The organism is Microbulbifer sp. ABF4_143 (genome assembly GCF_056160225.1).
In genome coordinates, this window is record NZ_JBSWWT010000010.1 from 60,747 (window position 1) to 86,555 (window position 25,809).

Annotated in this window: 21 protein-coding genes and 3 tRNA genes; 14 read left to right on the top strand and 10 right to left on the bottom strand. The window is 64.8% G+C overall.

What is annotated here, in order from left to right; all coding sequences use genetic code 11:
- Positions 1-21 precede the first annotated feature (21 nt).
- The gene (locus ACXAF3_RS09725) at positions 22-969 is read right to left on the bottom strand and encodes a porin (protein ID WP_475112101.1); all 948 of its coding nucleotides are present in this window, start codon (positions 967-969) and stop codon (positions 22-24) included.
- Between the two features lie 277 nt (positions 970-1,246).
- On the opposite strand from ACXAF3_RS09725, the gene ACXAF3_RS09730 reads away from it, so the two are divergent.
- The 11 genes from ACXAF3_RS09730 to pgsA all read left to right on the top strand — a co-directional run bounded on the left by ACXAF3_RS09730 (position 1,247) and on the right by pgsA (position 13,789).
- The gene (locus tag ACXAF3_RS09730; protein ID WP_475112102.1) at positions 1,247-3,703 is read left to right on the top strand and encodes a DNA internalization-related competence protein ComEC/Rec2; all 2,457 of its coding nucleotides are present in this window, start codon (positions 1,247-1,249) and stop codon (positions 3,701-3,703) included.
- Between the two features lie 83 nt (positions 3,704-3,786).
- The gene (locus tag ACXAF3_RS09735; RefSeq protein WP_475112103.1) at positions 3,787-4,407 is read left to right on the top strand and encodes a MotA/TolQ/ExbB proton channel family protein; all 621 of its coding nucleotides are present in this window, start codon (positions 3,787-3,789) and stop codon (positions 4,405-4,407) included.
- A gap of 6 nt (positions 4,408-4,413) precedes the next feature.
- Positions 4,414-4,833, top strand: a complete 420-nt coding sequence (locus ACXAF3_RS09740; RefSeq protein ID WP_475112104.1) for an ExbD/TolR family protein — start codon at positions 4,414-4,416, stop codon at positions 4,831-4,833.
- Positions 4,834-4,986: 153 nt separating this feature from the next.
- Positions 4,987-6,816 (top strand): lipid A export permease/ATP-binding protein MsbA, encoded by a 1,830-nt coding sequence (gene msbA / locus ACXAF3_RS09745; RefSeq protein WP_475112105.1) that lies wholly within the window; start codon positions 4,987-4,989, stop codon positions 6,814-6,816.
- A 12-nt stretch (positions 6,817-6,828) separates the two neighbouring features.
- Positions 6,829-7,863, top strand: a complete 1,035-nt coding sequence (lpxK, locus tag ACXAF3_RS09750; RefSeq protein WP_475112106.1) for a tetraacyldisaccharide 4'-kinase — start codon at positions 6,829-6,831, stop codon at positions 7,861-7,863.
- Positions 7,853-8,620 (top strand): 3-deoxy-manno-octulosonate cytidylyltransferase, encoded by a 768-nt coding sequence (gene kdsB, locus ACXAF3_RS09755; protein WP_475112107.1) that lies wholly within the window; start codon positions 7,853-7,855, stop codon positions 8,618-8,620. The genes lpxK and kdsB overlap by 11 nt, the downstream gene beginning before the upstream one ends.
- Positions 8,621-8,631: 11 nt before the next feature.
- The gene (murB, locus tag ACXAF3_RS09760; RefSeq protein ID WP_475112108.1) at positions 8,632-9,648 is read left to right on the top strand and encodes a UDP-N-acetylmuramate dehydrogenase; all 1,017 of its coding nucleotides are present in this window, start codon (positions 8,632-8,634) and stop codon (positions 9,646-9,648) included.
- Positions 9,649-9,675: 27 nt separating this feature from the next.
- Positions 9,676-10,356, top strand: coding sequence for an alpha-ketoglutarate-dependent dioxygenase AlkB family protein (locus ACXAF3_RS09765; protein WP_475112109.1), 681 nt, complete (start codon positions 9,676-9,678; stop codon positions 10,354-10,356).
- 213 nt (positions 10,357-10,569) lie between these two features.
- Complete coding sequence (gene uvrY / locus ACXAF3_RS09770) at positions 10,570-11,223, top strand: UvrY/SirA/GacA family response regulator transcription factor (protein ID WP_475112110.1); 654 nt, start codon at positions 10,570-10,572, stop codon at positions 11,221-11,223.
- A gap of 36 nt (positions 11,224-11,259) precedes the next feature.
- Entirely contained in the window at positions 11,260-13,125 is a 1,866-nt protein-coding gene (gene uvrC / locus ACXAF3_RS09775; protein ID WP_475112111.1) for an excinuclease ABC subunit UvrC, read from the top strand.
- A 94-nt stretch (positions 13,126-13,219) separates the two neighbouring features.
- Positions 13,220-13,789 carry a CDP-diacylglycerol--glycerol-3-phosphate 3-phosphatidyltransferase gene (gene pgsA, locus ACXAF3_RS09780; RefSeq protein ID WP_475112112.1) on the top strand — a complete coding sequence of 190 codons (570 nt, stop codon included), beginning with the start codon at positions 13,220-13,222 and terminating at the stop codon, positions 13,787-13,789.
- A 182-nt stretch (positions 13,790-13,971) separates the two neighbouring features.
- Here pgsA and ACXAF3_RS09785 read toward each other — a convergent pair.
- From ACXAF3_RS09785 to ACXAF3_RS09805, 5 genes are all read right to left on the bottom strand, one after another.
- Positions 13,972-14,057: transfer RNA gene (locus tag ACXAF3_RS09785), tRNA-Leu, on the bottom strand.
- 99 nt (positions 14,058-14,156) lie between these two features.
- Positions 14,157-14,230, bottom strand: a tRNA-Cys gene (locus ACXAF3_RS09790).
- A 710-nt stretch (positions 14,231-14,940) separates the two neighbouring features.
- Positions 14,941-16,161 (bottom strand): hypothetical protein, encoded by a 1,221-nt coding sequence (locus ACXAF3_RS09795; protein ID WP_475112113.1) that lies wholly within the window; start codon positions 16,159-16,161, stop codon positions 14,941-14,943.
- Positions 16,162-16,337: 176 nt separating this feature from the next.
- Positions 16,338-16,414, bottom strand: a tRNA-Pro gene (locus ACXAF3_RS09800).
- Between the two features lie 70 nt (positions 16,415-16,484).
- Positions 16,485-17,333: an acyl-CoA thioesterase gene (locus ACXAF3_RS09805; RefSeq protein ID WP_475112114.1), complete on the bottom strand. Its 849-nt coding sequence runs from the start codon at positions 17,331-17,333 to the stop codon at positions 16,485-16,487.
- Between the two features lie 95 nt (positions 17,334-17,428).
- Between ACXAF3_RS09805 and ACXAF3_RS09810 the strand changes: the two genes are divergently transcribed.
- Complete coding sequence (locus ACXAF3_RS09810) at positions 17,429-18,304, top strand: GntR family transcriptional regulator (RefSeq protein WP_475112115.1); 876 nt, start codon at positions 17,429-17,431, stop codon at positions 18,302-18,304.
- Positions 18,305-18,350: 46 nt separating this feature from the next.
- Here the strand turns inward: ACXAF3_RS09810 and ACXAF3_RS09815 are convergent, their stop codons facing one another.
- The 3 genes from ACXAF3_RS09815 to ACXAF3_RS09825 form a co-directional block, all read right to left on the bottom strand.
- A complete protein-coding gene (locus ACXAF3_RS09815; RefSeq protein ID WP_475112116.1) occupies positions 18,351-19,292 on the bottom strand; it encodes a 4-hydroxyproline epimerase in 942 nt (313 codons plus the stop codon).
- A 101-nt stretch (positions 19,293-19,393) separates the two neighbouring features.
- A complete protein-coding gene (locus ACXAF3_RS09820) occupies positions 19,394-20,971 on the bottom strand; it encodes an aldehyde dehydrogenase (NADP(+)) (protein ID WP_475112117.1) in 1,578 nt (525 codons plus the stop codon).
- 130 nt (positions 20,972-21,101) lie between these two features.
- Positions 21,102-22,001 carry a dihydrodipicolinate synthase family protein gene (locus tag ACXAF3_RS09825; protein ID WP_475112118.1) on the bottom strand — a complete coding sequence of 300 codons (900 nt, stop codon included), beginning with the start codon at positions 21,999-22,001 and terminating at the stop codon, positions 21,102-21,104.
- Positions 22,002-22,159: 158 nt separating this feature from the next.
- Here ACXAF3_RS09825 and pepQ point away from each other — a divergent pair, with 158 nt between their 5' ends.
- Both pepQ and ACXAF3_RS09835 read left to right on the top strand, forming a co-directional pair.
- Positions 22,160-23,500: a Xaa-Pro dipeptidase gene (gene pepQ / locus ACXAF3_RS09830; protein WP_475112119.1), complete on the top strand. Its 1,341-nt coding sequence runs from the start codon at positions 22,160-22,162 to the stop codon at positions 23,498-23,500.
- The gene (locus ACXAF3_RS09835) at positions 23,497-24,744 is read left to right on the top strand and encodes an NAD(P)/FAD-dependent oxidoreductase (protein WP_475112120.1); all 1,248 of its coding nucleotides are present in this window, start codon (positions 23,497-23,499) and stop codon (positions 24,742-24,744) included. The genes pepQ and ACXAF3_RS09835 overlap by 4 nt, the downstream gene beginning before the upstream one ends.
- A 182-nt stretch (positions 24,745-24,926) precedes the next feature.
- Here the strand turns inward: ACXAF3_RS09835 and ACXAF3_RS09840 are convergent, their stop codons facing one another.
- On the bottom strand, positions 24,927-25,799 hold the full coding sequence (locus tag ACXAF3_RS09840) for a peptidylprolyl isomerase (RefSeq protein ID WP_475112121.1): 873 nt from the start codon (positions 25,797-25,799) through the stop codon (positions 24,927-24,929).
- Between the last annotated feature and the right edge of the window lie 10 nt (positions 25,800-25,809).

Below are 25,809 nucleotides of genomic sequence, written 5' to 3' on the forward strand. Positions count from 1 at the left end.
TTTTGTATCGCTCAAATCCGATCAGAACTTGAGCTCGGTACCGATACCGAAGTAGCTGCGCTCGTAATCGTCCGCCGCCGTCTCGTCGGTGAAGAAACCGAATACCTTGGCGGCGCTGGACAGCTTGTAGTCCAGGCCCAGGCTGTAAGTCTCGCCGTCGGTCTTGACGATATCGGACTGGCCGTACTGGGCCTTCATGGTCCACTGGTTGATCTTGTAGGCCACGGAGGTCATCCAGCCGTCCTGGGTGCTGCCGTCGGCCTTCTCCTGCTCCTCGAACAGGGCGCCCACCTGCACCGGGCCGATGTTGTACTGGGCCACCATGCGCTGCACGTCCCAGTCGTTGGCCTCCACGTCCATATCGTAGGCGTAGGCCAGGTAGAAGCCGTTGTTGTCGTAGGCCAGGGACACGGAAGTGCCGTTGTCGCGGGTGATCTCCCGACCCAGATCGTCGACGCCGATCACCTCGTCGCGGTGGCTGATATAGGCCGCGGAGGCCTTGAAGCCGCCGAAGGACGGGGTGGTGTACTGCAGGTTGTTGGACTCGCGATTGTCGCTCTTGGTGATGATGCTTTTGATATCACCTTCCAGGTCGTTGAACAGATCGACCTTCTTCTGCGCAACTTTCAGCGGGGTGTCGAACTTGCCGCCGATCACCTGGCCGAAGCCGCCCTCGAGGCCGGCGTAGATATTGCGCTGTTTGAAGGTTTCGTCGGCCTCACCGTCGATGTCCACCTCGTATTCCATCTTGTAGATGCCCTTGATACCGCTGTTGTCGAAAGGCAGTTCGCCCTTGACGCCCAGGCGGGAGGCATTGCTGCGGATATCGGTGGTCTCGCCGTCGCCCTCGTCGGCGGATTGGAAGGCCACATTGGCCTTGCCGTAAAAGTCGACGATTTCGGATTCCTGGGCGCTTGCCAGCGCGGGAACCACGGCGGCGATGGCCAGGGAGATAGCGGTCTTTTTCATCGGTCGTCTCGCACAGTTTATGGTTTTGGGTTCAGGTCCGGCCATCCGTTGTCGTTCGCATGATGGCCATCCCTCGAGTTGGTGCGGATTCTGCGAGGCAAATATTACAAACATATTAAAGATGTCACTTTTCTGAATAAAATGTTTCCGGTTAATGCCGTGTGATTCGGGCGCGACTGCGCCCCGGCCCGGCAATCGGCGCCGGGCCATTCGGCTTTGCGCCCGGCCGGCAATTCTGGCAAAACGGAGTCCTGAACACAGGGAGTGGGGCAGGGGAATGGAGCGGCTGGCGGCGCTGCGGAGGCCTGGACGGAGGGGGAGTGCTTCCCCGGCCGCTCTGCTGTGGATCTATGCGTTTGCGATAATCGCCGTCGGCAGCCTGCCGCGGCTGCCCTCCCTCGCGGCACTGACCTGGCTCGGCGCGGCGCTGCTGGCCGGCGCGCTGCTGCTGCCGGCGCGGGCCCGATTGCTGCCGCCGCTGCTCGCGGCGCTTGCCGGCGCCGGCTGGGGCCTGTGGCACAACCAGCAGGCGCTGGCGCAGCGCCTGCCGCCCGGCGCCCACGGCGGTGACTTCCTGCTGGAGCTGGAGGTGGTCTCCCTGCCGCAGTTGCGCACTGCGGAATTCTCTTTCGGCGACAGCCGCTCCGCCGCCAGCCTGCGCTTCAGCGCGCGGGTATCCCGCCAGCGGGGTGGCGATCCCCTGCCGGCTCTGCGCGGTCAACTGCTGGACCTCACCTGGTATCGCATCGATGACAAGGCGCGCGCGCAGCTGCGCGCCGGCGGCCGCTGGCTGATGTCGGTGCGCCTGAAGCGCCCCCGCGGCAGCGTCAATCCCCACGGATTCGACTACGAGGGCTGGCTGTTGCGCCGCGGCGTCTACGCCACCGGCTATGTGCGCCCCCAGGACCGGCCGCCGCAGTGGCTCGGCGGGGAAGCGGGCCTGCCGGCGCTGCGCCACTGGCTGCGGGACAGGCTGATGGAAACCGCGCAGAGCCGGGGGGAGCTGCTCAGCGCGCTGCTGCTGGGGGACAGGAGCGGCCTGAGCCATGGCGACCGGCAGCTGCTGCGGGAGACGGGCACCGCCCACCTGCTGGCGATCTCCGGTCTGCACGTGGGTATGGTGGCCGGCTTCTTTCTGCTGCTGGGCCGCCTGCTGGGGCGCTCGATCGGCCTTTCTACCGGCGCGACGCCGCGAGCTCTGCCCCTGGTGTTTGCACTGGCCGGCGCCCTGGTTTACACCCTGCTCGCGGGTGCGCCCCTGTCGGCGCGGCGCGCGCTGGCGATGACCTGGGTGCTGCTGCTGGCTTGGCACTGGCGGCGGCGAATCGGCGCCGGCCTCGCCTATGCCCTGGCGCTGGCCCTGGTTTTGACGCTGCAGCCGCTGGCCTTTTACGGCGCCGGCTTCTGGCTGTCGTTTGTCGCGGTGGCCGCGCTGTTGCTGGGCTTCAGCGGTCGCCTGGGGCTGAGTGATCGAATCGGCGATCCGCCGCCGGCGCGGCGGCTGATCGACGGCGGGCTGGGGCTGCTGCGCAGCCAGTGGCTGGTGGCGGTGGCGCTGCTGCTGCCGTCGCTGCTGTTCTTTTCCGGCTTCAGTCCCGGCGGCGTACTGCTGAACCTGGTTGCCATTCCCTGGCTGGGATTCCTGGTGCTGCCGCCGCTGATGCTGGGCGCACTGCTGCCGGGAACGGCGCCTGGCGGCTGGTGTATCGACTTCGCCGCCTGGCAGCTGGACCTGCTGATGCATTTCCTCGAAGCCGGCCGGGGCGCCTTGCCCTCCTGGCAGACCCTGGGAGCGCCGCCGACCCTGCCGCTGCTGATACTGGCCGCCCTGGGCGCGCTGCTGCTGTTGCTGCCGGCGGGACTGCCCGGGCGGCGCCTGGGCTGGCTGTTTCTGCTGCCGCCGCTGCTGCCCTTGCTGCTGCAGGCTTCCGAGCGCGAGGGACTGCAACTGACCGTGCTCGACGTGGGGCAGGGGCTGGCGGTGGTGTTGCGCACGCCGGGGCAGCGCCTGCTCTACGACACTGGCCCAGTGTCCGGCTCCGGTTGGAGTGCCGGCAGCCAGATAATCGCGCCCTATCTGCTCGGGGAGGGTATGCCGGCGCTGGACGCGGTTGTGGTCAGCCACGGCGACCGGGACCACGCCGGCGGCCTGGCCGGGCTCGCGGAGTCGCTGCCCCTGGGGCGCCTGATTGCGCCGGGTCGGCTGGCGCAGAGGCTGCGCGCTCAAACCGGGCAGGGCGCGGAGCTGTGCCGCGCAGGGGCGGGGGAAACCCTGGGCGACCTGCGGTTGCGCTGGCTGTGGCCCGAGGCGGGGGATATCAGCGGCGAGGAAAACGACCACAGCTGTGTGGCCCTGGTCGAATGGCGCGGTGTGCGGATACTGCTGGCCGGGGATATTTCCGCGGCGGTGGAGCGGCGACTGGGCCAGGCCTATCCGGATTTTGCCCCGGTGGACCTGCTGGTGGCACCACACCACGGTTCCCGCACTTCCTCTTCGCAGGCGCTGATCGACTGGGCGAAACCACGCCGAGTGGTCTTCAGCGCGGGTTACCGCCACCACTTCGGCCACCCGCACCCGCAGGTTGTGGCGCGTTACCGCGAATCGGGCGCCCAGCTATTCAATACCGCCGAGAGCGGCGCGCTGGAATTTATCTGGCGGGATCGAGATCGCGTACCGCATGTAGAATCAGCGCGCGCGGCGGCGCGTTTTTGGTATGCGGATCACACCGAATAAAATGACGCCAAACAGAGACTTAGCCGCCGCGCCCAGCTGTGGTAGAGTCTGGGGCCGGTTTCCGCAGTCTGGATCTAAAAACAGTGTTAGAAATTATAAAATCCGGTGGCTGGTTGATGCTGCCGATCCTGCTTTGCTCCGTCGCCGTTATCGCTATCTGCATCGAGCGCCTGTGGACGCTGAATCCGCGCCGCATAGCGCCGCGCACCCTGCTCGGTGAGGTCTGGTCCTGGTTGAAGAATAATCAGATCAGCGCCGAGAAGCTGAAGGAGTTGCGCGATTCCAGCCCGCTCGGGCGCATCTTTGCCGCCGGCCTTTCCAACTCCCGCCACGGCCGCGAGGTCATGAAAGACAGCATCGAGGAGACCGCCAGCCAGGTGGTGCACGAGCTGGAGCGCTTCCTCGGCGCCCTGGGCACTATCGCCGCGGTGGCGCCGCTGATCGGTCTGCTGGGCACGGTGCTGGGCATGATCCAGGTGTTTACCGCCATTATGCTGGAGGGCACCGGCAACGCCGGCGTGCTGGCCGGGGGTATCAGCCAGGCGCTGATCACCACCGCCGCGGGCCTGACCGTGGCCATTCCGGCGCTGATGGCGCACCGTTACTTCCAGCGCCGCGTGGACAGCATAGTCGTGACCATGGAGCAGGAGGCGGTAAAGCTGGTGGATGCGCTGCACAGCGACCGCCGTATCGAAGCGGAGTAGCGAGTAATGCAGTTTCGCCGCCAAGCCAAAGAGCAGGACGGGGTCAACCTGACGCCGCTGATCGATGTGGTCTTCTTGCTGCTGATCTTCTTTATGGTGTCCACCACCTTTACCAAGGAGAGCCATCTGAAGCTGAACCTGCCGGAAGCAGCGGGTCCCCAGGCGCAGGAGCAGCCGCGCGCCGTGGAGGTGCTGATCAACGCGGACGGCTCCTACTCGGTGGACGGCCGCGCCCTGATCAACAAGAAGCTGGCCACCCTGAAATCGGCGCTGTCGGAAGTCGCCGCGGGCGAGTACAATCGCCCCCTCGTAATCACCGCCGACGCCACCGCCCAACACCAGGCCGTGGTGCGGGCCATGGATGCCGCCGGACAGCTGGGCTTCGTGAATCTCAGCATCACCACGCGGCAGCCGGAAGAAAACTAGCTCGCGATTCCCGCACAGTGTCCGTACCGATCGTAGGATGGGCAAAGCCCGCGCGGCGGGCGTGCCCATCGCGCCGCAGTTGGTTGATGGACACGCTTCGCTTTGCCCATCTTACAAAGCGCGGTTTGGAGCGGGCTCCAGTCAAGAATTCGTATGGATAGAGTCAACACGCCCCCGAGCAAACCGCGACGCGGGGCGGAAACCTACCGCCGCCTGCTTTCCTACGCCCTGCCGCACTGGCCGATCTTCGGCCTGGCGGTACTGGGTTTCCTGCTTTTCTCCACCATGGGGGTCAGCCTGATCGCGGTCACCGAGCTGCTGCTCGACGCGGTCGGCGCGGGCATTCAGGAGAGCCGCGGTTTTCTCGCCAAATATGTCGCGGCCTATTTTCCCGGCGGTGTTATGCCGCAGGAAACGGCGCGCTGGCTGATACCGCTGGCGATGCTGCTGATCATCGTGTTGCGCGCCTGTGGCAACTTTATCGGCAGTTACGGCCTCGCCTATGTGGCGCGGGCCGTGATCCACCGGCTGCGCACCGAGCTGTTCGAGAGGATCGGTCAGTTGCCCAGCGCCTATTTCGATCGCTACACCGGCGCCTACCTGATCTCCAAGGTTTCCTACAACGTGGAGCAGGTGACCAACTCCATCACCAAGGCGGTCAAGGTGCTGATCCGCGAGTCCTTCACCACCATCGGCCTGCTGATCTACCTGATGCTGGTGAACTGGAAACTGACGCTGACCTTTTTCCTGTTTGCGCCGGTCATCGCGTTTATCGTGCGCAGCGTCGGCAAGCGCTTTCGCAAACTGAGCCACCGTATCCAGAACACCATGGGCGACGTGACCCACGTGACCCAGGAGGCGATCAATGGCTATCAGGTGGTGCGCATGTACGGCGGCCAGCGCTACGAGAATGCGCGCTTTGCCGCCGCCAGCGACAACAACCGCCAGCAGTTTATGAAGCTGGTGGTGGCGGATAACGCCAGTGTGTCGGTGATCCAGATTCTGGTCGGCCTCTCCACCGCCACCATCGTCTGGCTGGCGCTGGCGCCGGGTATGGTGGAGTCGATGACCGCCGGTGTCTTCGCCGCCTATATCGGCGCCGCGGCGTCGCTGGCCAAGCCGGTGCGCAGCCTGTCGGAGGTGTTCGCGGATATCCAGAAGGGCATAGCCGCGGCGGAGAGTATCTTCGAGGTCATAGACGCGCCCAAGGAGCCCCAGGGGGGAACGGCGAAGCTGCCCGAGCCGGTGCGCGGCGCCGTGACTTTCGAAAACCTCGGTTTCAGTTACGACGAGTCGGCGCCGCCGGTGCTGACGGATATCAGCTTTTCCGTGGCGCCGGGGCAGACGGTGGCGCTGGTCGGCGCCTCCGGTTCCGGCAAGAGTACCCTGGTCAGCCTGCTGGCGCGCTTCTACGAGCCGACCAGCGGGCGCATTCTGCTGGACGGCGTGGATATCGCGGATGTTTCGCTGGCGGACCTGCGCCGCCAGATCAGCATGGTGTCGCAGAACATCGTGCTGTTCAACGACAGCGTCTACCGCAATATCGCCTATGGTGAATTGGAAAACGCGACGCCGGAACAGGTGCGGCGCGCGGTGGAGCTGGCCCATGCGAGCGAGTTTATCGACGAGCTGCCCCAGGGGCTGCAGACGGTGCTCGGCGACAATGCGCAGATGCTGTCCGGCGGCCAGCGCCAGCGCCTGGCCATCGCCCGCGCGCTGCTGAAGGACGCGCCGATACTGATTCTCGACGAGGCCACCTCGGCGCTGGACAACGAGTCCGAGCGCGCCATTCAACTGGCCCTGTCCGAAGTGATGAAGAACCGCACGACCTTTGTCATAGCCCACCGCCTCAGTACCATTGAGAATGCGGATTGTATTCTGGTGATGGAGCAGGGCCGTATCGTCGAGAGCGGCAATCACGCCGAGCTGCTCGAGCGGGGCGGGCGCTACGCCACTCTGTTGCAACAGCAAACCACAGGTTAAGGCCCGAACGCGATGTCGCTGGAAGACTGGTTTAACAAGCGCTGGTACCCGCAGGAAAAGGGCGCCGGCGACCTGCCGCTGCTGGCGCCGCTGGAGTCGCTGTACCGGCGGGTCAGCGAAAGCCGGAGACAGTCGAGCCTGCGCGAGCCGCCGCAGCCACTGCCGGTGCCGGTCATCGTCGTTGGCAATATCACCGTCGGCGGTGCCGGCAAGACACCGCTGGTGGCGGAGTTGGCGCGCTGGCTGCGGGAAAGGGGCCGCAATCCGGGTATCGTCAGCCGCGGATACGGCGGCAGGGCCAGGGCCTATCCGCACCAGGTCACCGCACAGTCCCACCCGCTGGAGTGCGGCGACGAGCCGCTGATGCTGCACCTGGTCACCGGCCTGCCGGTAATGGTGTCGCCGAAGCGCGCCGAGGCGGCGCAGGCCCTGATCGACTACCACCAGTGCGATGTGATCCTGTCCGACGACGGGCTGCAGCACTACGCACTGTGGCGCAGCCTGGAAATCTGCGTCGTCGACGGGCACCGCGGCCTGGGCAATGGCAGGATGCTGCCGCGCGGCCCTCTGCGCGAACCGCCGGAGCGGCTGCGCGAAGTGGATCTGGTGGTGGTCAATGGCGAGCCGGAAGAGGCGGTGAAAATGCAGTGCGGGGATCTGCTGCAATACCAGATGACGCTGGAGCCGGCCAGCTGGCACCAGTTCAACCTGGACCAGACCTCGACCCTGAAGCTCACATCCGGCCCGGAGCCGGGCCCCTGTCACGGCGTGGCCGCGATCGGCAATCCGCAACGCTTTTTCCGCGCGTTGCAGCGTATGGGCTTTTCCGTGATGGAGCAGCCCTTCGCGGACCACCACCAGTTCAGCCCGCAGGAGCTCCATTTCGACGGCCAGACCCCGGTGATCATGACGATGAAAGACGCGGTCAAATGCCGCGATTTCTGGCAGAGTCACTGGTGGGCGCTGGAGGTGCGGGCGGTCCTGCCGGATATCTTCTACCAGAAAATTCACCAGCATCTGCAGCAGTTTTCAAACCATGAGCAATAGCCCTTCCTTCGATGTGATCATCCCGGCCCGCTTCGGCTCCAGCCGCCTGCCGGGCAAGCCGCTGGCGGATATCGGTGGCAAGCCAATGGTGCAGCATGTATACCAGCGCGCGCGGCAGAGCAACGCCGAGCGGGTGATCGTCGCCACCGACGATATGCGCGTGGCGGAGGCGGTGCGCGCCTTCGGCGGCGAGGTGTGCATGACCTCCGCGGATCACGCCTCCGGCACCGACCGCCTGCAGGAGGTGGCGACCAACCTGGGCCTGCCCGGCGATCGCATCCTGGTCAATGTGCAGGGCGACGAGCCGCTGATACCGCCGCAGGTGATCGACCAGGTGGCGGCAAACCTGGCGGCGAACAGCCGCGCCGGCGTTGCGACACTGGCGGAACCTATCCGCAGCCTGGAGGATTTCCGCAACCCCAATATCGTCAAGGTGGTCGCCGCCGAGTCCGGCCTTGCGCGCTATTTTTCCCGCGCGCCGATTCCCTGGCCGCGCGACGCCTTCGCGGTGGAGGTGACAGAGCTGCCGCCGGGGCTGGAACCGCGCAGACATATCGGCATCTATGCTTACCGGGTGGCGCTGCTGAACCGCTTTGTTTCCTGGCCGATGGCGCCGCTGGAGCATGTGGAGGCGCTGGAACAACTGCGCTTCCTCTATCACGACGAAAATATTCACGTGGCGGATGCCTGTGAGGAAGTGCCCGGCGGGGTGGATACCGAGCAGGATTTGCAGCGCATGCGGGAGCTGTTGGGGTAGGTCGCCTGGTGATGATAGAGACCGATGTGGATTTGCAGCCGCTCAACACCCTCGCGATCGCCGCGCGCGCGGCGCATTTCGCCAGGGTTGAAAGTCTGGAGCAGCTGCGCGAAGCGCTGGAGTTTGCGCGGGTAAAAAAACTGCCAATACTCCCTCTGGGCGGCGGCAGCAACATCGTATTGACCGATGATTTTCCCGGCCTGGTCATACTGATTGAGCTGCGCGGTCTGTCCCTGGAGCAGGGGGCTGCGGGCCACTGTCTGACCGCCGCGGCGGGGGAGAACTGGCACCAGCTGGTAATGCACACGGTGGCGCAGGGGCTCGGCGGGCTGGAAAACCTGGCCTTGATTCCCGGCAAGATCGGCGCGGCGCCAATCCAGAATATCGGCGCCTATGGCGTGGAGCTGCGCGATACCTTCAGCGACCTGCAGGCGATCCATATTCCCACCGGGGAGCTGCACGACTTTTCTGCGGCGGACTGCCGCTTCGGTTATCGCGACAGCGTCTTCAAAGGCGGGGCCCGGGACCAGTACATCATCACCCGGGTGCGCCTGCGGCTGCCGCGGGACTGGCGGCCGCGCATCGACTATCCGGCCCTGCGGCAGTATTTCGCCGAGCGCGGGCAGGGCGCTGACGGCCTGAGCCCGGCCCGGGTGGCGCAGGCGGTTATCGATATCCGCAACAGCAAGCTGCCGTCGCCGGACGATATTCCCAATGCCGGCAGCTTCTTCAAGAATCCGCTGGTGGACGCGGACTGCTACGAGCGCCTCAGGAAGACCCACCCGGACCTGGTGGCTTTCGCCTCGGGCGACCGCTGGAAGCTGGCCGCCGGCTGGCTGATCGATCGCGCCGGCTGGCGCGGCGCGCGGCGCAACGCGGTCGGCGTGCACGACCGCCAGGCGCTGGTGCTGGTGAATCCGGGCCGCGGCAGCGGGGCCGAAGTCACCGATCTGGCGGCGGAGATAGCGGCGGATATCCGCGCGAAGTTCGGCGTGGAACTGGAACCGGAACCGCGCTACTACCCGTGATCGACAAGGCCGCCGGCGAGCGGCCAGATGTCCCCTGATATCCTTCGAGTGCTGAAAAGCATGGATGAATCCACCTTTGCCTCCCGCGCCAGCGCCCTGGCGGAGGCCTATCCGGATGTCGAGTGGCCGGCGCTGCCCCCGGGGCGCGCGCTGCTGATCCGCGGCTGGCTCTCGCCGGCGGAATCCGCGGCTATCTATCGGGCCTGCTTGCGGCAGCTGCCGTGGGAGCGGCCCCGCCTGCGCCTGTTCGGCAAGTGGCACCCGATCCCGCGCCGCCACGCCTTTGTCGGCGATGGGGATGTGATCTACCGCTGGTCGGGGCTGGAACAGCGGCCGCACCCCTGGACAGACGCCCTGGCGACACTGCGGTCGCGGCTGGAGGAGGCCGGCTTTCACTTCAATTCGGTGCTGGCCAATCACTACCGCGGCGGTGCCGACAGTATGGGCTGGCACGCCGACAACGAGAAAGAGCTGGGCGACTGGCCGGTGGTGGCCACCGTCAGCCTGGGCCAGGCGCGCCGCCTGGGCTTCAAGCGGCGCGATGGCTCGGGGCGCCTTTCGCTGGAACTGCCGGACGCCTCCCTGCTGCTGACGTCCGGAGCCGTACAGCACTACTGGCTGCACGGTGTCGCAAAAAGTCGCCGCAATCTGGAGGGGCGCATCAGCCTGACGTTCCGCCATATAAGAAACCGCTATATCGCCAGCTGAAACCTGACTGTTTATGGCTATTTGGCAGTATTTGAAACGCTTGTCTCGCTTTCCAGCAGCGAATTTGTCTGGTATGTTGCGAGAAGGCTCTGTGGATGGATCTTGAGCGGGCAAAGACCCGCTGGGCAAAAACAAAAACTGCAGTATAACAATGCGGGCGACGCGGGAAGTTACGCAACGCAGCCACTGCATTTATCCGTAGTTGGGGCTAAATTGATCAAAGTCTTAGTGGTGGACGATCACGACCTGGTGCGCATGGGGATATCGCGCATGCTGGGTGACGTCAGCGGCATTCAGGTTGTCGGCGAGGCCAGCAGCGGCGAGGACGCGCTCGCTTTCGTGCGCCAGTCCGAAGTCGACGTGATACTGATGGACGTCAAGATGCCGGGCATGGGCGGTCTCGAAGCCACGCGCAAACTGCTGGCCCGTCGTCCGGAAGCCAAAGTGATCGCGGTCAGCGCACTCGATGATGACCTCTTCCCGGGCCGGCTGATGCGGGCCGGCGCCATGGGCTATGTGACCAAAGGAGCCGACCTGGAAGAGATGGTCAAGGCCATCCGCACCGTCGTCACCGGCGAGGTGTTTATCAGCAGCTCCATGGCCACCAAGATGGCCCTGCGCAATGTCAGCGGCAAGGCCGAGAAGTCCTCGCCATTCGACGACCTGTCCAAGCGGGAGCTGCAGATTGCCGACATGATCGTCAATGGTATCAAGGTGGCGGAAATCGCCGACACCCTGTCGGTCAGCCCGAAGACCGTCAACAGCTACCGCTACCGCATCTTCGAGAAGCTGGGTATTCACAGCGATGTGGAGCTGACCCTGCTGGCGGTAAAGTACCAGATGCTGGATCCGGAAGCCGCCGTATAGCCCGCGTGGTAGAATTTCCGTTTGTAGGAGCGGCCTATGGCCGCGATCAAACCATCCGCCGGGCAATGCCTCTCTAGCTACCACCTGATGTTCGACAGCAAACGCTTCCTGCAAACCGTCACCCGCAAGCCCGGCGTCTACCAGATGTTCGACGCCGACGGCCGCATCCTGTACGTGGGCAAGGCCAAGAACCTGCGCAACCGGCTGTCGAGCTATTTTCGCGCGTCCGGGCTCACCGCCAAGACCATGGCGCTGGTGCAGCGCATCGAAAATATCGAGGTGACCGTCACCCGCAGCGAGACGGAAGCGCTGGTGCTGGAGCAGAGCCTGATCAAATCCCAGCGCCCGCCCTACAATGTGATGCTGAAGGACGACAAGGGCTACCCCTATATCTTCCTTTCCAGCAGGGACACCTTCCCGCGCATCGCGCTGCACCGCGGCGCCAAGCGCAAGAAGGGGCAGTATTTCGGTCCCTTCCCCAACGCCTCGTCGGTGCGCGAAAGCCTCAACTTTCTGCAGAAAACCTTCCGTATCCGCTCCTGCGAAGACAGTGTGTTCCGCAACCGTTCGCGCCCCTGTCTGCAATATCAGATTCAGCGCTGCACCGCGCCCTGTGTCGACTTTATCAGCGAGGAGGAGTACCGCCAGGACGTGCGCCATGCGGAGATGTTCCTGAGTGGCAAGAGCGACAGGATCATCCGCGAGCTGGCGGACGAGATGGACAGGGCCTCGAAGGCGCTGGAATTCGAGCGCGCCGCGCGCCTGCGCGACCAGATTTCGGCGCTGCGGCGGCTGCAGGCGGATCAGGTGGCGGAGCGCTCCAGCGGCGATGTGGATGTGCTCGGCGTGGCCAGCCAGGGGGGTGTCTGCTGTGTGCATATCCTGTTTATCCGTCAGGGGCGCATTCTGGGCAGCCGCAGCTATTTCCCGGAGGAGCGCCTCGGGCTCTCCGGCGCGGAACTGCTGTCGGCGTTTATTCCGCAGTTCTATCTCGGCAGCCAGCGCGAAGTGCCGCGGGAGATTCTGGTATCGGAGCCGATCGAGGATATCGAGGTGCTGCAGGAGGCGCTGAAGGCCCAGGGCGGCCGCGAGGTTTCCATCGCGCATCGGCTGCGTGGCAACCGCGCCACCTGGGTGACCATGGCCCGGCAGGCGGCGGAGCAGAATCTGAGCAGCCGCACCGCGGCGCAGCAAAAGCTGCAGGGCCGCTTCGAGGCGCTGCAGGAGACCCTGGCGCTGGAGCAGCTGCCGGAGCGCCTCGAGTGCTTCGATATCAGCCACTCCAGCGGCGAGGCCACAGTCGCCTCCTGCGTGGTGTTCGATACCGGCGGCCCGGTGAAGTCCGACTACCGCCGCTTTAATATCGAGAATATCCAGCCCGGCGACGATTACGCGGCCATGGCCCAGGCGCTGAAGCGGCGCTACACGCGCCTGGCGGGCGGGGAGGGCAAGTTCCCCAATATCCTGCTGATAGACGGTGGCAAGGGGCAGGTGCGCCAGGCGGTGGAGGCCCTGAACGAACTCGGCGTCGTCGGCGTGCAGATCGTCGGCGTCGCCAAGGGCACCACCCGCAAGGCCGGTTTCGAGACGCTGCACGTGGTGGCCGGCAACAGGGAACTGGTGCTGTCGGCGGATTCGCCTGCGCTGCACCTGATCCAGCAGGTGCGCGACGAGGCGCACCGCTTCGCCATCACCGGCCACCGCCAGCGGCGCGACAAGAAACGCCGCGAATCGCCGCTGGAGGGCATCCCCGGTGTCGGCCCGGCGCGCCGCCGCGCACTGCTGCGTCACTTCGGCGGCCTGCAGGAAATACGCCGCGCGTCAGTGGACGAGATTGCCGGCGTCGAAGGCGTCAGCCGAAAGTTGGCACAGGATATATACTCCGCACTGCACAATGAGTAGCGGATCCAACAAAATTTAACTTTGTGCTCCGGCGGACATTTCATTTTTTGCGGTGGCTTGATAAGTTACGCCCACCGCAAGTACAGGGACACGCATGACTCTCGCCAACCAACTGACACTGCTGCGCGTCGCGCTGATACCGGTTTTCGTACTGGTTTTCTACCTTCCCTACAAGTGGAGTTACCTGGCCTCCGCGATTATCTTCGCCGCCGCGGCGGCTACTGACTGGCTGGATGGCTACCTGGCGCGCAAGCTGAATCAGAGCACCCCCTTCGGCGCCTTCCTCGATCCCGTCGCCGACAAGCTGATGGTGGCGACCGCGCTGGTGCTGCTGGTGGGGCTGCACAAGAGCGCCTGGTTTACCATCGCCGCGGCGATCATTATCGGCCGCGAAATCGCCGTGTCCGGCCTGCGCGAGTGGATGGCAGAGTTGGGCAAGCGCAGTAGCGTCGCGGTCAACTATGTCGGAAAGATAAAAACCACCGCGCAGATGGCCGCGATCATCGTGCTGCTGGCATTCGATGTGCGCGACTATCCGATCATGGAGAAAATTGGCTATGTGCTGCTGTATATCGCCGCCGCACTGACGCTGTGGACCATGGTCATGTACCTGCGCGCGGCTTGGCCGACACTGACGAGCGACGAGAACAGCGGCAAAGTGTAACGCCTCCATTTCCCTGTGCGCCCATCGCTCACCGGCAATGCGGGGGTGCGGCTATAACTGAGGCCTGGGTGCGAGCAGGGCGGAGTGGATATACAACAAGCACTCCGGAAAAGCGCTTCCCGTACACTGAGTCAGCGTCCTCGGCCGGGTGGAAAACTGTGCGAGAAGCGGGATAAGAGACTTGGTGCCCGGGGCGGGACTTGAACCCGCACGGCCAGAAGCCGAGGGATTTTAAATCCCTTGTGTCTACCAATTCCACCACCCGGGCGGGGAGGTGTACGAGGGGATTGCTGATAGCGTCCGATGGTGGGATCGGTGCCCTCGCTGGTCGCCGCGCTTCACAGGGGGAAGCCGACGCAGGGGAAAATGGAGGCTAGGGTCGGAATCGAACCGGCGTACACGGAGTTGCAGTCCGCTGCATAACCACTCTGCCACCTAGCCATATTTGACTCTGTAGAGGTTCTGATCGCCGGTTCGAGTCTCACCGGCCCTCTTTATTGGCCTCAGGCGCGTGGAGTTGCAGTCCGCTGCACAACCAGTCTGCCACCTAGCCTTAACATCAAATTCAGAGCTTTCGCTCCGCCGGTTCGATGTCACCGGCGCTTTTTGGCTGCGGGCGCTGGAGTTGCAGTTCGCTGCACAACCAGTCTGCCACCAGGCCAAATTGTGCTCCCTGTGGAGCGGAAAACGCCGCGGATTCTAGCGGATTGAAACGAAAAATCCCAGCATTTTCTTATACTTACGCGCAGCCGGGCGTGTAAGAAGGCGCTATTCTAGGGTCTGTTCCGGATTAGTCAAGCACTGTGACGGCCGCTTGGGGCGAGGGGGAGTGGAAAATCGGGAATGTCTGAAATGTATGGTGGGGCAGGGGGCTAATAACTTTTTGCACTAGCTGTCGGCAAACTATTGCTATTTATTCTAAATTTCTGCCGGCGCCGGCTGGCAATCTTCCGGCCTTGTTCAATACTTGCTGTAACTGGCTAACACAACCTCCCCCAACGTGTTTAGTAATGCCGGTAGGGCGCCCCCACTAGGTACTCGCCCGCTGTGTAGTAAGGATGAAATCCTCCAAGTTTCACTCCTAATGGTCTTGGCCCTGACGCTCTCCCCCCCCCGTCGTCAGGGCTTTTTTTTGTCTTGAATCTGGCCGCTCAGCGGGCCTCGTCGCGCAGGTTCTCGATGGTCAGGGCCTGCACGGGTCTTCCGGCCGCTTCTTCGGCCAGTTGTCTGAAGCGCGCCAGTGTCACTTCGCCGCGCTTTTCCGCCAGGCCGCGGGCAACGTCGTCGATGCTCGCCTTGCCGCCGCTGGCGCTGCGGATCTCCAGGTCCAGCTCGCGCATCACACCGACGGCGCGGGCGGTGATGGGGCCCGAGGAGCGCTTGACCAGCAGGCTGGGGGCCTCGCGACCCCATTCGGCCAGCTTATCCATGGTCTCGTCATAGCGCCGCTGGCTGATACCGCCGGAGCGGCGCAGTATCTCCACCGCGTAGAACTCCGCCAGCCCTTCGACAATCCAGTCGCTCTGGTTGTCGCCGCTTCTTATACCCGTCCCCACATGCACCAGCTCGTGAATCATGCTGCTGGTGCGGTTGCCGCTGATCAGCGGGCGGTCGGCGTGCATAAACAGGGAGCGGGTGCCGGACAGGCCGCCGCGCCACATGGGGTCTCCCGCACTGACGACCAGTAGCTGCTGCGGGAATTTGGGGAACACCTTTTTGATTTCGGGCAGGTTCCAGTTCAGGAAGGCCAGGGTGTCCTGGCGGCGGATATTCTCGCCCAGCGGTGCCGCCACCTTGGTGTCGATGCCGGCGATGACGTCCTGGCGGCTGCCGATCTTGCCGACGATCATCCAACCCTTGGGGCGCACGAAACGGCGTCCCGGGTCCTTTAGGCGGTAGCGGTGTTCGCCGATCTCGGGGTAGGGCAGCGCCGAGGACCAGCCCTCGGGCAGTTCCAGCTGCAATTCGGCCCGGGATCTGGTCCCTTTGGCGGTGACCGACATGGGGGCGATCAGCTTGTCGCTGCGCAGTATCGCCCAGTCCCTGGTGATACGGGAGTCGTAGCTCCCGCCGTCTTTGCGGTTGTTGATCGCGAACTTGTAGCTGAGGCGCGCTTTTGGCCCCTCCGGGCGCCAGATGGCCCTGTCTTTCTTCATCTCCAGGGGCTGATCGCTTTCGATATCCGAGTAGCGGCCGGAACTCAGGTTCAGCGACAGCTTTTTGGGCAGGGTTTCCCCGTCCAGCTCTATCTCCACTCTGGCCATGCCCGAATCCGGATCTATCTGGGCCGTGTAGAGGAGCTTGTAGGTGTCTGCCACTGCGCCCAGGGGCAGCAGCAGGAGTAGGAGGGTGACAACCGATCGCAACAGCATAGAAGCGCCTATCCGGAAAACTTGAGACAAAAATTGGACAGCGAGCAAGCGTAACGGTGCCCCGGGCGGGGGTTCAAGTCTAGAAGGAAAGGTGCCGGCTGGCAGCGAGAAGCCTCCGGCTCGAACCTCGTCGAGATCGGAGTACTTGGATTTTTTGGGGGGGCTTTGTAAGAAAATGGTCGGTGAGAGAGGATTCGAACCTCCGACCCCTTCCTCCCGAAGGAAGTGCGCTACCAGGCTGCGCTACTCACCGACATCTGAAGTGCTTCACCAGTGAAGCGGGGCGCATTATAGCAGCCAAATCCCCGCTGTAAACCATTGATTTACTTTTTAATTTGTCGAATCAGGCCCTCCTGGGTGGTGGAGGCCACCAGGACGCCATCGCGGGTGAAGATCTGGCCGCGGCAGAAGCCGCGCGCGCCGCTGGCTGAGGGGCTGTCGGTGACGTACAGCAGCCAGTCGTCGGCGCGGAAGTCGCGGTGGAACCACATGGCGTGGTCGAGGCTGGCCGGCATCAGGTGCGGGTCGAACAGGGAGATCGGGTGCGGCTGCAGGGCGGTGCCGAGCAGGGCCATGTCCGAGGCGTAGCAGAGGGCGCTGCGGTGCTCCAGCGGATCGTCGGACATCTCCCCCTCGGCGCGCAGCCAGAACATGCAGCGGGCCTCGCGCACCTCGGCGCCAAAGTAGCTGTGCGGGTCCACCGGGCGGAAGTCGATCATAAAGCGGCGCTGGTCGTGCTGCGGACTGACCAGGCCCGCCTCCTCGGCCAACTGCTGGGTGTTCTTCAGGGTCTCCGGGGCGGGAATGCCGCTGGTGGGCATATCGACCTGATGGTCGAAGCCGGGCTCCTGAATCTGGAAGGAGGCGGACATATTGAAGATGGCGTGGCCTCTCTGCCTGGCTACCACGCGGCGGGTGGTGAAGCTGCCGCCGTCGCGAATCGGATCCACATCGTAGATCACCGGCAGTTCGCTGCTGCCGGGGCGCAGGAAGTAGGCGTGCAGCGAGTGGGGCAGACGCTTGTCGACGGTGCGGCTGGCGGCCATCAGGGCCTGGCCCAGAACCTGGCCGCCAAACAATACCTTGCGGTAGTTTTCCACGTGGTGGCGGCTGCGGAAGAGGTTGCGGTCGAGCTCTTCAACATCGAGTAGCTTGCTCAGTTTTTCCAACATGGGCGATACTGCCTGTCATTTAAAAATTCAATTCAATAGTATGGGGCAGGGCCTGGGCCCGTTCCAGCGGCGGGATGATAGCAATAGTTGGCGCTATGACCATTACCGAATTTATCAAGACCGATATCAAAGCTGCGCTGCAGGCGCAGGGGAAACTGCCCTTCAAGCTGACGCTGGGCGCCATTTCGGAACACTACAAAGTGAGCCTGACGCCGGTGCGCCACGCGATCGACGAACTGGTGGAAGAGGGGGTTATCCGGCGCAAGGACAACGGCCGCCTGGAGCTGGTGCCGGACGCGCTCAAAGGGCTCAAGATTGAGACCCCGGCGCCGGCCACCTACGAAAAGAATCTCGAAGAGCAGATCCGCAAAGACGTGATCGCGCGCAGCCTGCAGCAGGACACGGAATACCTGCGCGAGCAGGCGACCGCGGAAAAATACGGTGCCGGCCGCACCGTGGTGCGGCAGATTTTTTCCCGCCTGGCGGGCGCCGGTCTGATCGAGCATGTGCCGCGCTGTGGCTGGCGGGTGCGCGCCTTCAGCGAGCAGGATATGCACGATTACCTGGATATTCGCGAGATGCTCGAGCTCAAGGCCCTGGAGCTGGCCCGCAGCAGGTTCGACGAGGGCGAGCTGCGCGAACTGCTCAAGGCCAACCGCCCGGCGCGCGGCAGCGAGCGCTCGCAGCTGGATTTCGATCTGCACGACTACTGGATAGAGCGCTGCGGCAACCGCTATATCCGCGAGTTCTTCGCCCGCTACAGCCCCTTTTACAACGCGCTGTTCAATTACGCGGTGATCGACGAAAAAGTGAAAAAAGAAATGGCGAAGGAGCACTGCGATATTATCGAGTGCCTGTTGCAGCGGGACTGGAAAGGCGCGCGGCAGGCGCTGTCGCGCCATATCCGCGACCAGCGCGGGGCGGTTTCGCGGATGATCGACTATCTGAACAGCAACAAGCTGGCTTCGTAGGATGGGCTCGCTGGGCTTCGCCCATCCTGCGTTCAATGAGAAAGGGTCAGCCGTCGATGCCGTGGATAAATGGATCTTCGGGCTCCAGCACCAGTTTGGTTTCCGCGCTGATATAGGCGCTGCCGGTGATGGTGGGGATGAGCCTGTCTCCGTCGCGGCGCACCCGCCCCTCGAAAATACTGCCGATGATGCTCTCCTGGCGCCATACCTGGCCCTCCTCCAGCGCGCCGTCTTCGTACAGGCAGGCGAGCTTGGCGCTGGTGCCGGTGCCGCAGGGGGAGCGGTCGTAGGCCTTGCCGGGGCAGAGGACGAAGTTGCGGCTGTCCGCCCGCGCGGGGTCCGACGGCGGGCCGAAGAGCTCTATATGATCTATCTCGCCGCCGTCCTCACCGGTGATGCCGGCGCGCGCCAGCGCCTGGCGAATGCGCCAGCAGTAGTCGGTCAGTTGGTCGCTGTTGCTGGCCTCCAGCACCTGGCCGTGCTCTGAGACCAGGAAAAACCAGTTGCCGCCCCAGGCGATATCCCCGCGCACCTCCCCGACGCCGTCCACCTGCACCGCCACCTGCTTGCGGTAGCGGTAGCTGGGCACATTGTCGATACTGACGCGGTGGTTGTTGTGCAGTGTGAAGGACACCTCGCCCACCGGTGTCTCCAGGCGGTGCTCGCCGGGTTCTATCCGGCCGAGGCGCGCCAGGGTCACGGCGAGGCCGATGGTGCCGTGACCGCACATTCCCAGGTAGCCGACGTTGTTGAAGAAGATCACGCCGGCTGCGCAGCGCTTGTCGAGCGGCTCGCAGAGCAGGGCCCCGACCCAGACGTCGGAGCCCCGCGGCTCGCGCACCATGGCGGCGCGCAGCTGGTCGTGGTCGCGGCGGAAGACTTCCAGCCGCTCGGCCATGCTGCCGCCGCCCAGATCCGGACCGCCGCTGACGATGACGCGGGTGGGCTCGCCACCGGTGTGGGAATCGATAACCTCAATCGTGTGCACGGTGAAATTCTCCGATTTATGTTCTTATTGTACCGATACTTCACTGTCGGGGCCGCCCCGGGCGCGCGCTTTCGACCGGGGCGGCGTTGGGGGCAACCGCCCTACAGGATGCTCCTCTGGGTCCAGTTGCCGTCGATCAGCCGCCAGGCGTCGCCGGGGTTCTGGTTGCGCAGCAGCGGCGGCAGCCGGTGTTGGCGCACATTGTCGTAGCACTCCAGTTTGGCAAAGCGCCGTAGGGAGGCGGGGATGCCCACCGCGGTGAAACCGGCGTGACCGCTGGCCGGATAGGGGCCGCCGTGATTCATCGCCGGGGATACCGCCACGCCGGTGGGCATCTTGTCGTTCAGCAGCCTGCCGACCTTGTCCCGCAGCAGCGGTTCCAGCTGCGCATAGTCGGCCTCGTCGTCGCGGCCGCTGTGGGAGTAGATACAGCCGGTGAGATTGCCCTCCAGGCGCTCGAGAATCGCGCGGCTCTGCTCGGTGCTTTCGCTGACCACGATCAGCGCCGCGTTGCCGAAGGCCTCGGTCTGCAGCTTGTGACTCTGTTGCAGGAATTGGGCACCGCTGGCGCGCAGCAGCGTGTTCGGCTGGCAGTAGCGGCCGCCGTCGGCGCCGTCGCTGCCGGTCAGCTGTTCGGCGCCGGCGCTGCGCAGAGTCGCGACGGCGGAGGCCAGGCCGGACTCGGTGCCGGCGCCGAGCAGTGTGCCCACCGGCTCCTCGGCAAACAGCCGCGCGACGCGGGAGATAAACCGCTCCGCCGCGTCGCCCGCCGGCACTATGACCAGGCCCGGGTTGGTGCAGAACTGTCCGCTCCCCATCAGGCAGCTGCCGGCAAACTCCTCGGCGATAGCGTCGCCGCGCTCGGCCAGGGCGCCGCCCAGTATCAGCACCGGGTTGACGCTGGAAAGTTCCAGGTAGATGGGCTTGCCGGCCTCGTCGGCCGCCTGCTTCAGGGCCAGGCCCGCCGGGCGGGAGCCGGTAAAGGCACTGGCACCGGTGCGCGGGTCGCTGACCAGGCGCAGGCCGTTTTCCCGCGCGGTGGCGTAGATCAGCTGTACGGTGGCGGCGGGCAGGCCGGTTTCGATGATCGCGGCCAGGGCCAGTTCCGCCAGCCGTTGGCAGGTGCCCGGATGGGCCGAGTGGCCCTTGGCGATCACCGGGTTGCCGGCGGCGATGGCCGCGGCGAAGTCACCACCGCAGACACCGTTGAAGGCCAGCGGGAAATTGTTGGGGCCGAATACCACCACCGGACCCACCGGTGCCAGCTGTGAGCGGATATTCAGCGCGGTGTCGATCGTGGCCTGGGCCCAGGAGCCCTGGCGTGTGGCCGCGGCGGCCTGGCGCAACTGGTTGACGGTGCGCGGCAGCTCCACTTCCGCCAGGCGCGGCGCAACCGGCAGGGCGGTTTCCAGGTTGGCCAGGCGCGCCAGCTCGTCCCTGGCGGCCTCGATTTTGTCCGCGTAGCGCTCCAGGAAGCGCGCGCGCTGTTCTGCGGGCAGTTGGCGCAGCTCGCGGGCCGCGGCGACGGCGGCATCCAGCGCCGCGTCGCAATCGCTCCAGTCCGAGATCGGATACTGCTGGTTGATCGGTGAGCGGGTCGCCGGATTGTCGGGAGAGAAGCGGCCGTCCCCGGCCGCCTGGCGCCACTCGCCCGCAATCAGTACGGGGTGTGTTCTCATTTCTGTTCCTGCCTTCAAACTAGGTAGCAAGCCGGGAGATACCTGTAGGAGCCCGCTTGCGGGCGAAAAGCCGGGTTGCTTGCCCGCTCATATCCTTCGCCAGCGGGCGAGCTCCTACAGTTCGCAGTTCCTATTTGATGGTCGGGCGGGTGGCTATCGCCTGGCGGATGATTGCCAGCACCTCTTCACGCTCCTGACCGGAAATCGGCAGGCGCGGGTTGCGGCACAGCTCGCTGCCGTAGCCGCACTCCTGCACCGTCAGCTTGATGTACTGCACCAGCTTGGGCTTGGTATCCAGGTGCAGCAACGGGGTGTACCAGCGGTAGACCTTGCGCGCCTCTTCGTAGTTGCCGCTCGTGGCCAGATCCCACAGTAGGCGGTTTTCCTCCGGGAAGGCGTTTACCAGGCCGGAGATCCAGCCGTGGGCACCCAGCGCGACGCTTTCCAGGGCCAGGTCGTCGACGCCGCAGAAGAGGACGAAATCGTCGCTCACCAGGTTGGCGATATCGGTCAGGCGGCGCGGGTCGTCGGAGGATTCCTTCACCGCGACGATATTCGGCACCTTGGCCAGTTCGGCGACGGTTTCCGCGGAGATGTCCACACCGTAGCAGGCCGGATTGTTGTAGATCATCACCGGCAGCTCGGTGGCCTCGGCCACGGCGCGGATATGGGTGACCACCTCGTGGCTGTCCGCCTTGTAGGACATGGGCGGCAGTACCATCAGGCCGTCCACCCCGGCGTCTTTGGCGGCGCGGGCAAAGTCGCAGGCGGCGGTGGTGGTGAACTCGGCCACACCGGTCAGCACCGGTACGCGGCCGCCGACCTGCTTCACGCTCGCCTTCAATATCTCGATCTTCTCGTCGAAGGACAGGGAGCAGTTCTCCCCAACGGTGCCCAGCATCACAAAGCCGTTGATGCCGGCGTTCAGCATCACCTCCAGGTGCTCCATGGTGGCCGGGATGTTCAGGCTCTCGTCGGCGTTGAACTGGGTGGTTGCTGCGGGGAATACGCCGCTCCAATCGATCTGCATATCACTTCCTCATCTATGGTGTGGCCCCGAACGGGTGTTTCCGGGCGCTGTGTAAAATCACTTTAACTTGAATTGTTATTGTGTACAATAAATAAGGGTTGCAAAGGCTGTCAACAGAAAACTGAGCGAATAACCATTGCGTTAGGAGAAGAGGCGAGATGAACCTGGACCTGCTTTACCACGAACATATTGCCGAGCTGCGCTCGCGCCACGACAGGGCGCTGGAGCGCAGCGGCTACGACACAGTGTTGATACATGCCGGTGCACCGACGGCGCCGTTTCTGGATGACAACAGCTATCCCTTCCGGGTCAATCCCCACTTCAAGCACTGGCTGCCACTGCTGGAGCATCCCTATTCGGTGCTGGTGGTTTCCGCCGGCGCCAAGCCGCGGTTGATCTACTTCCAGCCGGAGGATTACTGGCACAAGCCGCCGGAGGACCCGGAGGGCTTCTGGGTCAAGCAGTTCGATCTGGTGCCGGCCAGGTCGCCGGAGCAGATAGTCGCGGCGCTGCCGGAGCCGGGCGGACGCACCGCCTATATCGGCGACGCGCCGCAACTGCTCGGCGACTTTGCCGAGGCGCAGATCAACCCGGCGGCGCTGATCGCGGAGCTGCACTACTGGCGCGCCTACAAGACCGACTACGAGATCGACTGCCTGCGCCGCGCCAACCTGCTGGCCGCACGGGGGCACAAGGCCGCACGCGATATGTTTCTCGACGGCGGCAGCGAACTGGAGATCCACCACGCCTACCTGCGCGGCGCCGGCGTGCTCGAGGCGGAGCTCCCCTATACCAATATCGTCGCGGTGAACAGTCACGGCTCGATCCTGCATTACCACGGCGCCGACCGCGCCAGGATGCAGCCCCATGAAATCCACTCGCTGGTGATCGACGCCGGCGCCGACTTCCGCGGCTACGCCAGCGATATCACCCGCAGCTACGCCTACCGCGGCGGCGAATACGCGGACCTGGTCGCGGCGGTGGACGAGGAGCAGCGGGCGCTGGTGGACGAGATACATATCGGCATGGACTTTGCCGACCTGCACTGGCGCGGCCACCTGCGCATGGCCCACCTGCTGTCGCGCTTCGGCCTGGTGCGCCTGGAGCCCGCCGACATCGTCGAGCTGGGCATCAGCCGCGCCTTCTTCCCCTGCGGTCTGGGGCACTTTATCGGCCTGCAGGTGCACGATGTGGGCGGATACCTGAAGAACCCCGCCGGCGAGGAGTTCGAGCGCGATGCGAAGGCTCCCTTCCTGCGCCTGGTGCGCAAAGTGGAGCCCCGCCAGGCGCTGACCATAGAGCCGGGTATCTATTTCTCGGACATGCTGATGGGCGAACTGGAGCGCAGCCGCGAGAGCTGCCATGTAAACTGGGACGCGGTGAATCGGTTCCGCCGCTACGGCGGTGTGCGGGTGGAGGACTGTATCGTGATACACGCGGACGGGGTGGAGAATCAGAGCCGCAACGCCTTCCGCGCGCTCGCGGGGGGCGGCGCATGAGCCGCGAGGTCGACACCCTCGTAGTCGGCGCCGGTATCGTCGGCACCGCCATTGCGGAGCGATTGCAGCACCGGGGGCAGCGGGTGTTGCTGCTGGATCGCGCCGAGCCGGACGACAGTTGTTCGTCCGGCAACGCCGGCCACTTCGCCACCGATGTGGTACTGCCGCTGGCCAACCCGAAGACCATTCTGTCGGTTCCGAAACTGCTGCTGGACCCGCTCGGGCCACTGGCGATCCGCTGGTCCTATCTGCCGCGGCTGCTGCCCTGGCTGATGCGCTTCGCCTGGGCGGCGCTGCCCGCCAATGCGCGCGCGTCGGCGCAGACGCTGCGCGAGCTGAACGGGCGCTCCATCGCCAGCTTCGACCGGCTGCTGGCGCGCACCGGGCTGCAGTCGCTGATGGTCAAGCGCGGCGCCCTGACCCTGTACCAGACGGAAAAGGGCCGCCGGGCCAACAGGGCCACGGTGCATCTGCTGCGCGAGTACGGTGTCAATGTCGAGGAGCTGGATGCGGGGCCGGTGCGCGAGCTGGAGCCGGCGCTGGCCGAGTCCATCGCCGGTGGCCTCTACTTCCCGGATACCGCGCACACGACCAATCCGCTGCGGCTGCTGCGGGGCCTGGCGGATTGCTTCCGCAAGGCCGGTGGCGATATCGAGCGCGCCGAGGTGCACCGGCTGATTCCGCGGCCGGGCGGGCGGGTCGAGGTACAGACGGATCGCGGCGGGCTGAATGCGCACCGCCTGGTGATCGCCGCCGGCGCCTGGTCCGGGCCGCTGGTCCGGCAGCTGGGATACCGGGTGCCGCTGGATACAGAGCGCGGCTACCACCTGATGTTGCCGCACCCGCAGGTGGCGCTGAGCCGGCCGCTGGTATCCTTCGAGCGCTCTTTCGTCATGACGCCGATGGACGAGGGGATGCGCCTGGCGGGCACCGTGGAACTGGCGGGGCTGCAGGCCGAGCCCAACTACCGGCGCGCGGACATCCTGTTCGAGCACGCGCAGACGCTGCTGCCGGGGCTCCAATTGGGCCAGGCGACACGCTGGATGGGATTCCGCCCGTCGCTGCCGGATTCGCTGCCGGTGATCGCGCGCGCGCCGCGCCAGGAGAATATCTATTTCGCCTTCGGCCACCAGCACCTGGGCCTGACTCAGGCGGCCATCACCGCAGAAATTGTCGACGACCTGATCGCGGGGCGCGCGCCGGAAGTCGATGTGCGGCCGCTGGCGGTGGATCGGTTTTATTAGCCCGGCAACCGAATAGGTTAACGGGTTAATGCGGCACAGGGGTGTGCCGCCGCCGGCCATCGGCCGGCGCGAGCCCGCGAAATACCGGCAGGTTCGCGTATCTGCGCCAGTATTTCGCGGGTGACAATAAAAGATATGAGGATTCATATATTTTATTGCCAGGTTAATAGTCTGCCGCGGTGTCAGTCGACCGCGCGGCTGGGCACCCCCACCGAGCACACATCCACATAATTCGGCCGCGCGACAAACCAGGCTTCCGGGCGGTTGCTGCGCGCGGCGATCAGTTCCTCGAAGCTTGCGGAATCCGTCCTCATCACCTCAAAGGTCCTGCGCTCCTCTTGCGGCAGATCCGCGGCCACGCGCAGGCGGAGGATGCGGTTGTCTTGCGGATTCTGCAGAACTCCACCGGCCTTGCTGCCGCGCTGCAGCTGCTGCAGTATCTCCATGCCTTCCAGCACGCGCCCGAACACCGTGGTGTTGCGATCCAGGTAGCGCTGGGCAGGGCCTATCACCACATAGAATTCGGTGCCGCTGCTGTCCGCCTCCTGTTCCCGCGCCATCGCGAAGGCGCCGTTGCAGTGCACCAGCCAGCTCTCGCCGGTGTGCGGATCGCGGGCCGCGGGAAAACCGTCGATAAACCCCGCCTGCGGCGCATAGCCGTCGGGGCCGGGCAGGGGGGTAAAGCGTCTTGCCGGAATATTTTTTCGGGAGAATTCCGCCGGGATGGTGCGCCTGGCCTTTCCGACCGGCTTTTCCCCCTCCTGGTCGCCGCCCTGGGCGACGAAACCCTCGATCACCCGGTAGACGCTGAGCCCGTCGTAAAACCGCTCGCGAGCCAGGGCCTTGATATTGGCGGCGTGCGCGGGGGCCATGAATTCCGCCAGTTCGATGATGACCCGGCCTTTTTCCAGGTCGAGATAGAGGGTGTCTTCCGGGGCGACCGGACGCCAGTGTTCGGCCGGGGCCGCGGCGATAATCTGCGCGGGTGGGCGGGGTTCTGCGGCCTGTGCAGGGGGAATCAACAGCAGCGCGATCAACGCAGTAAGCAATTTCATCTTATTGTTG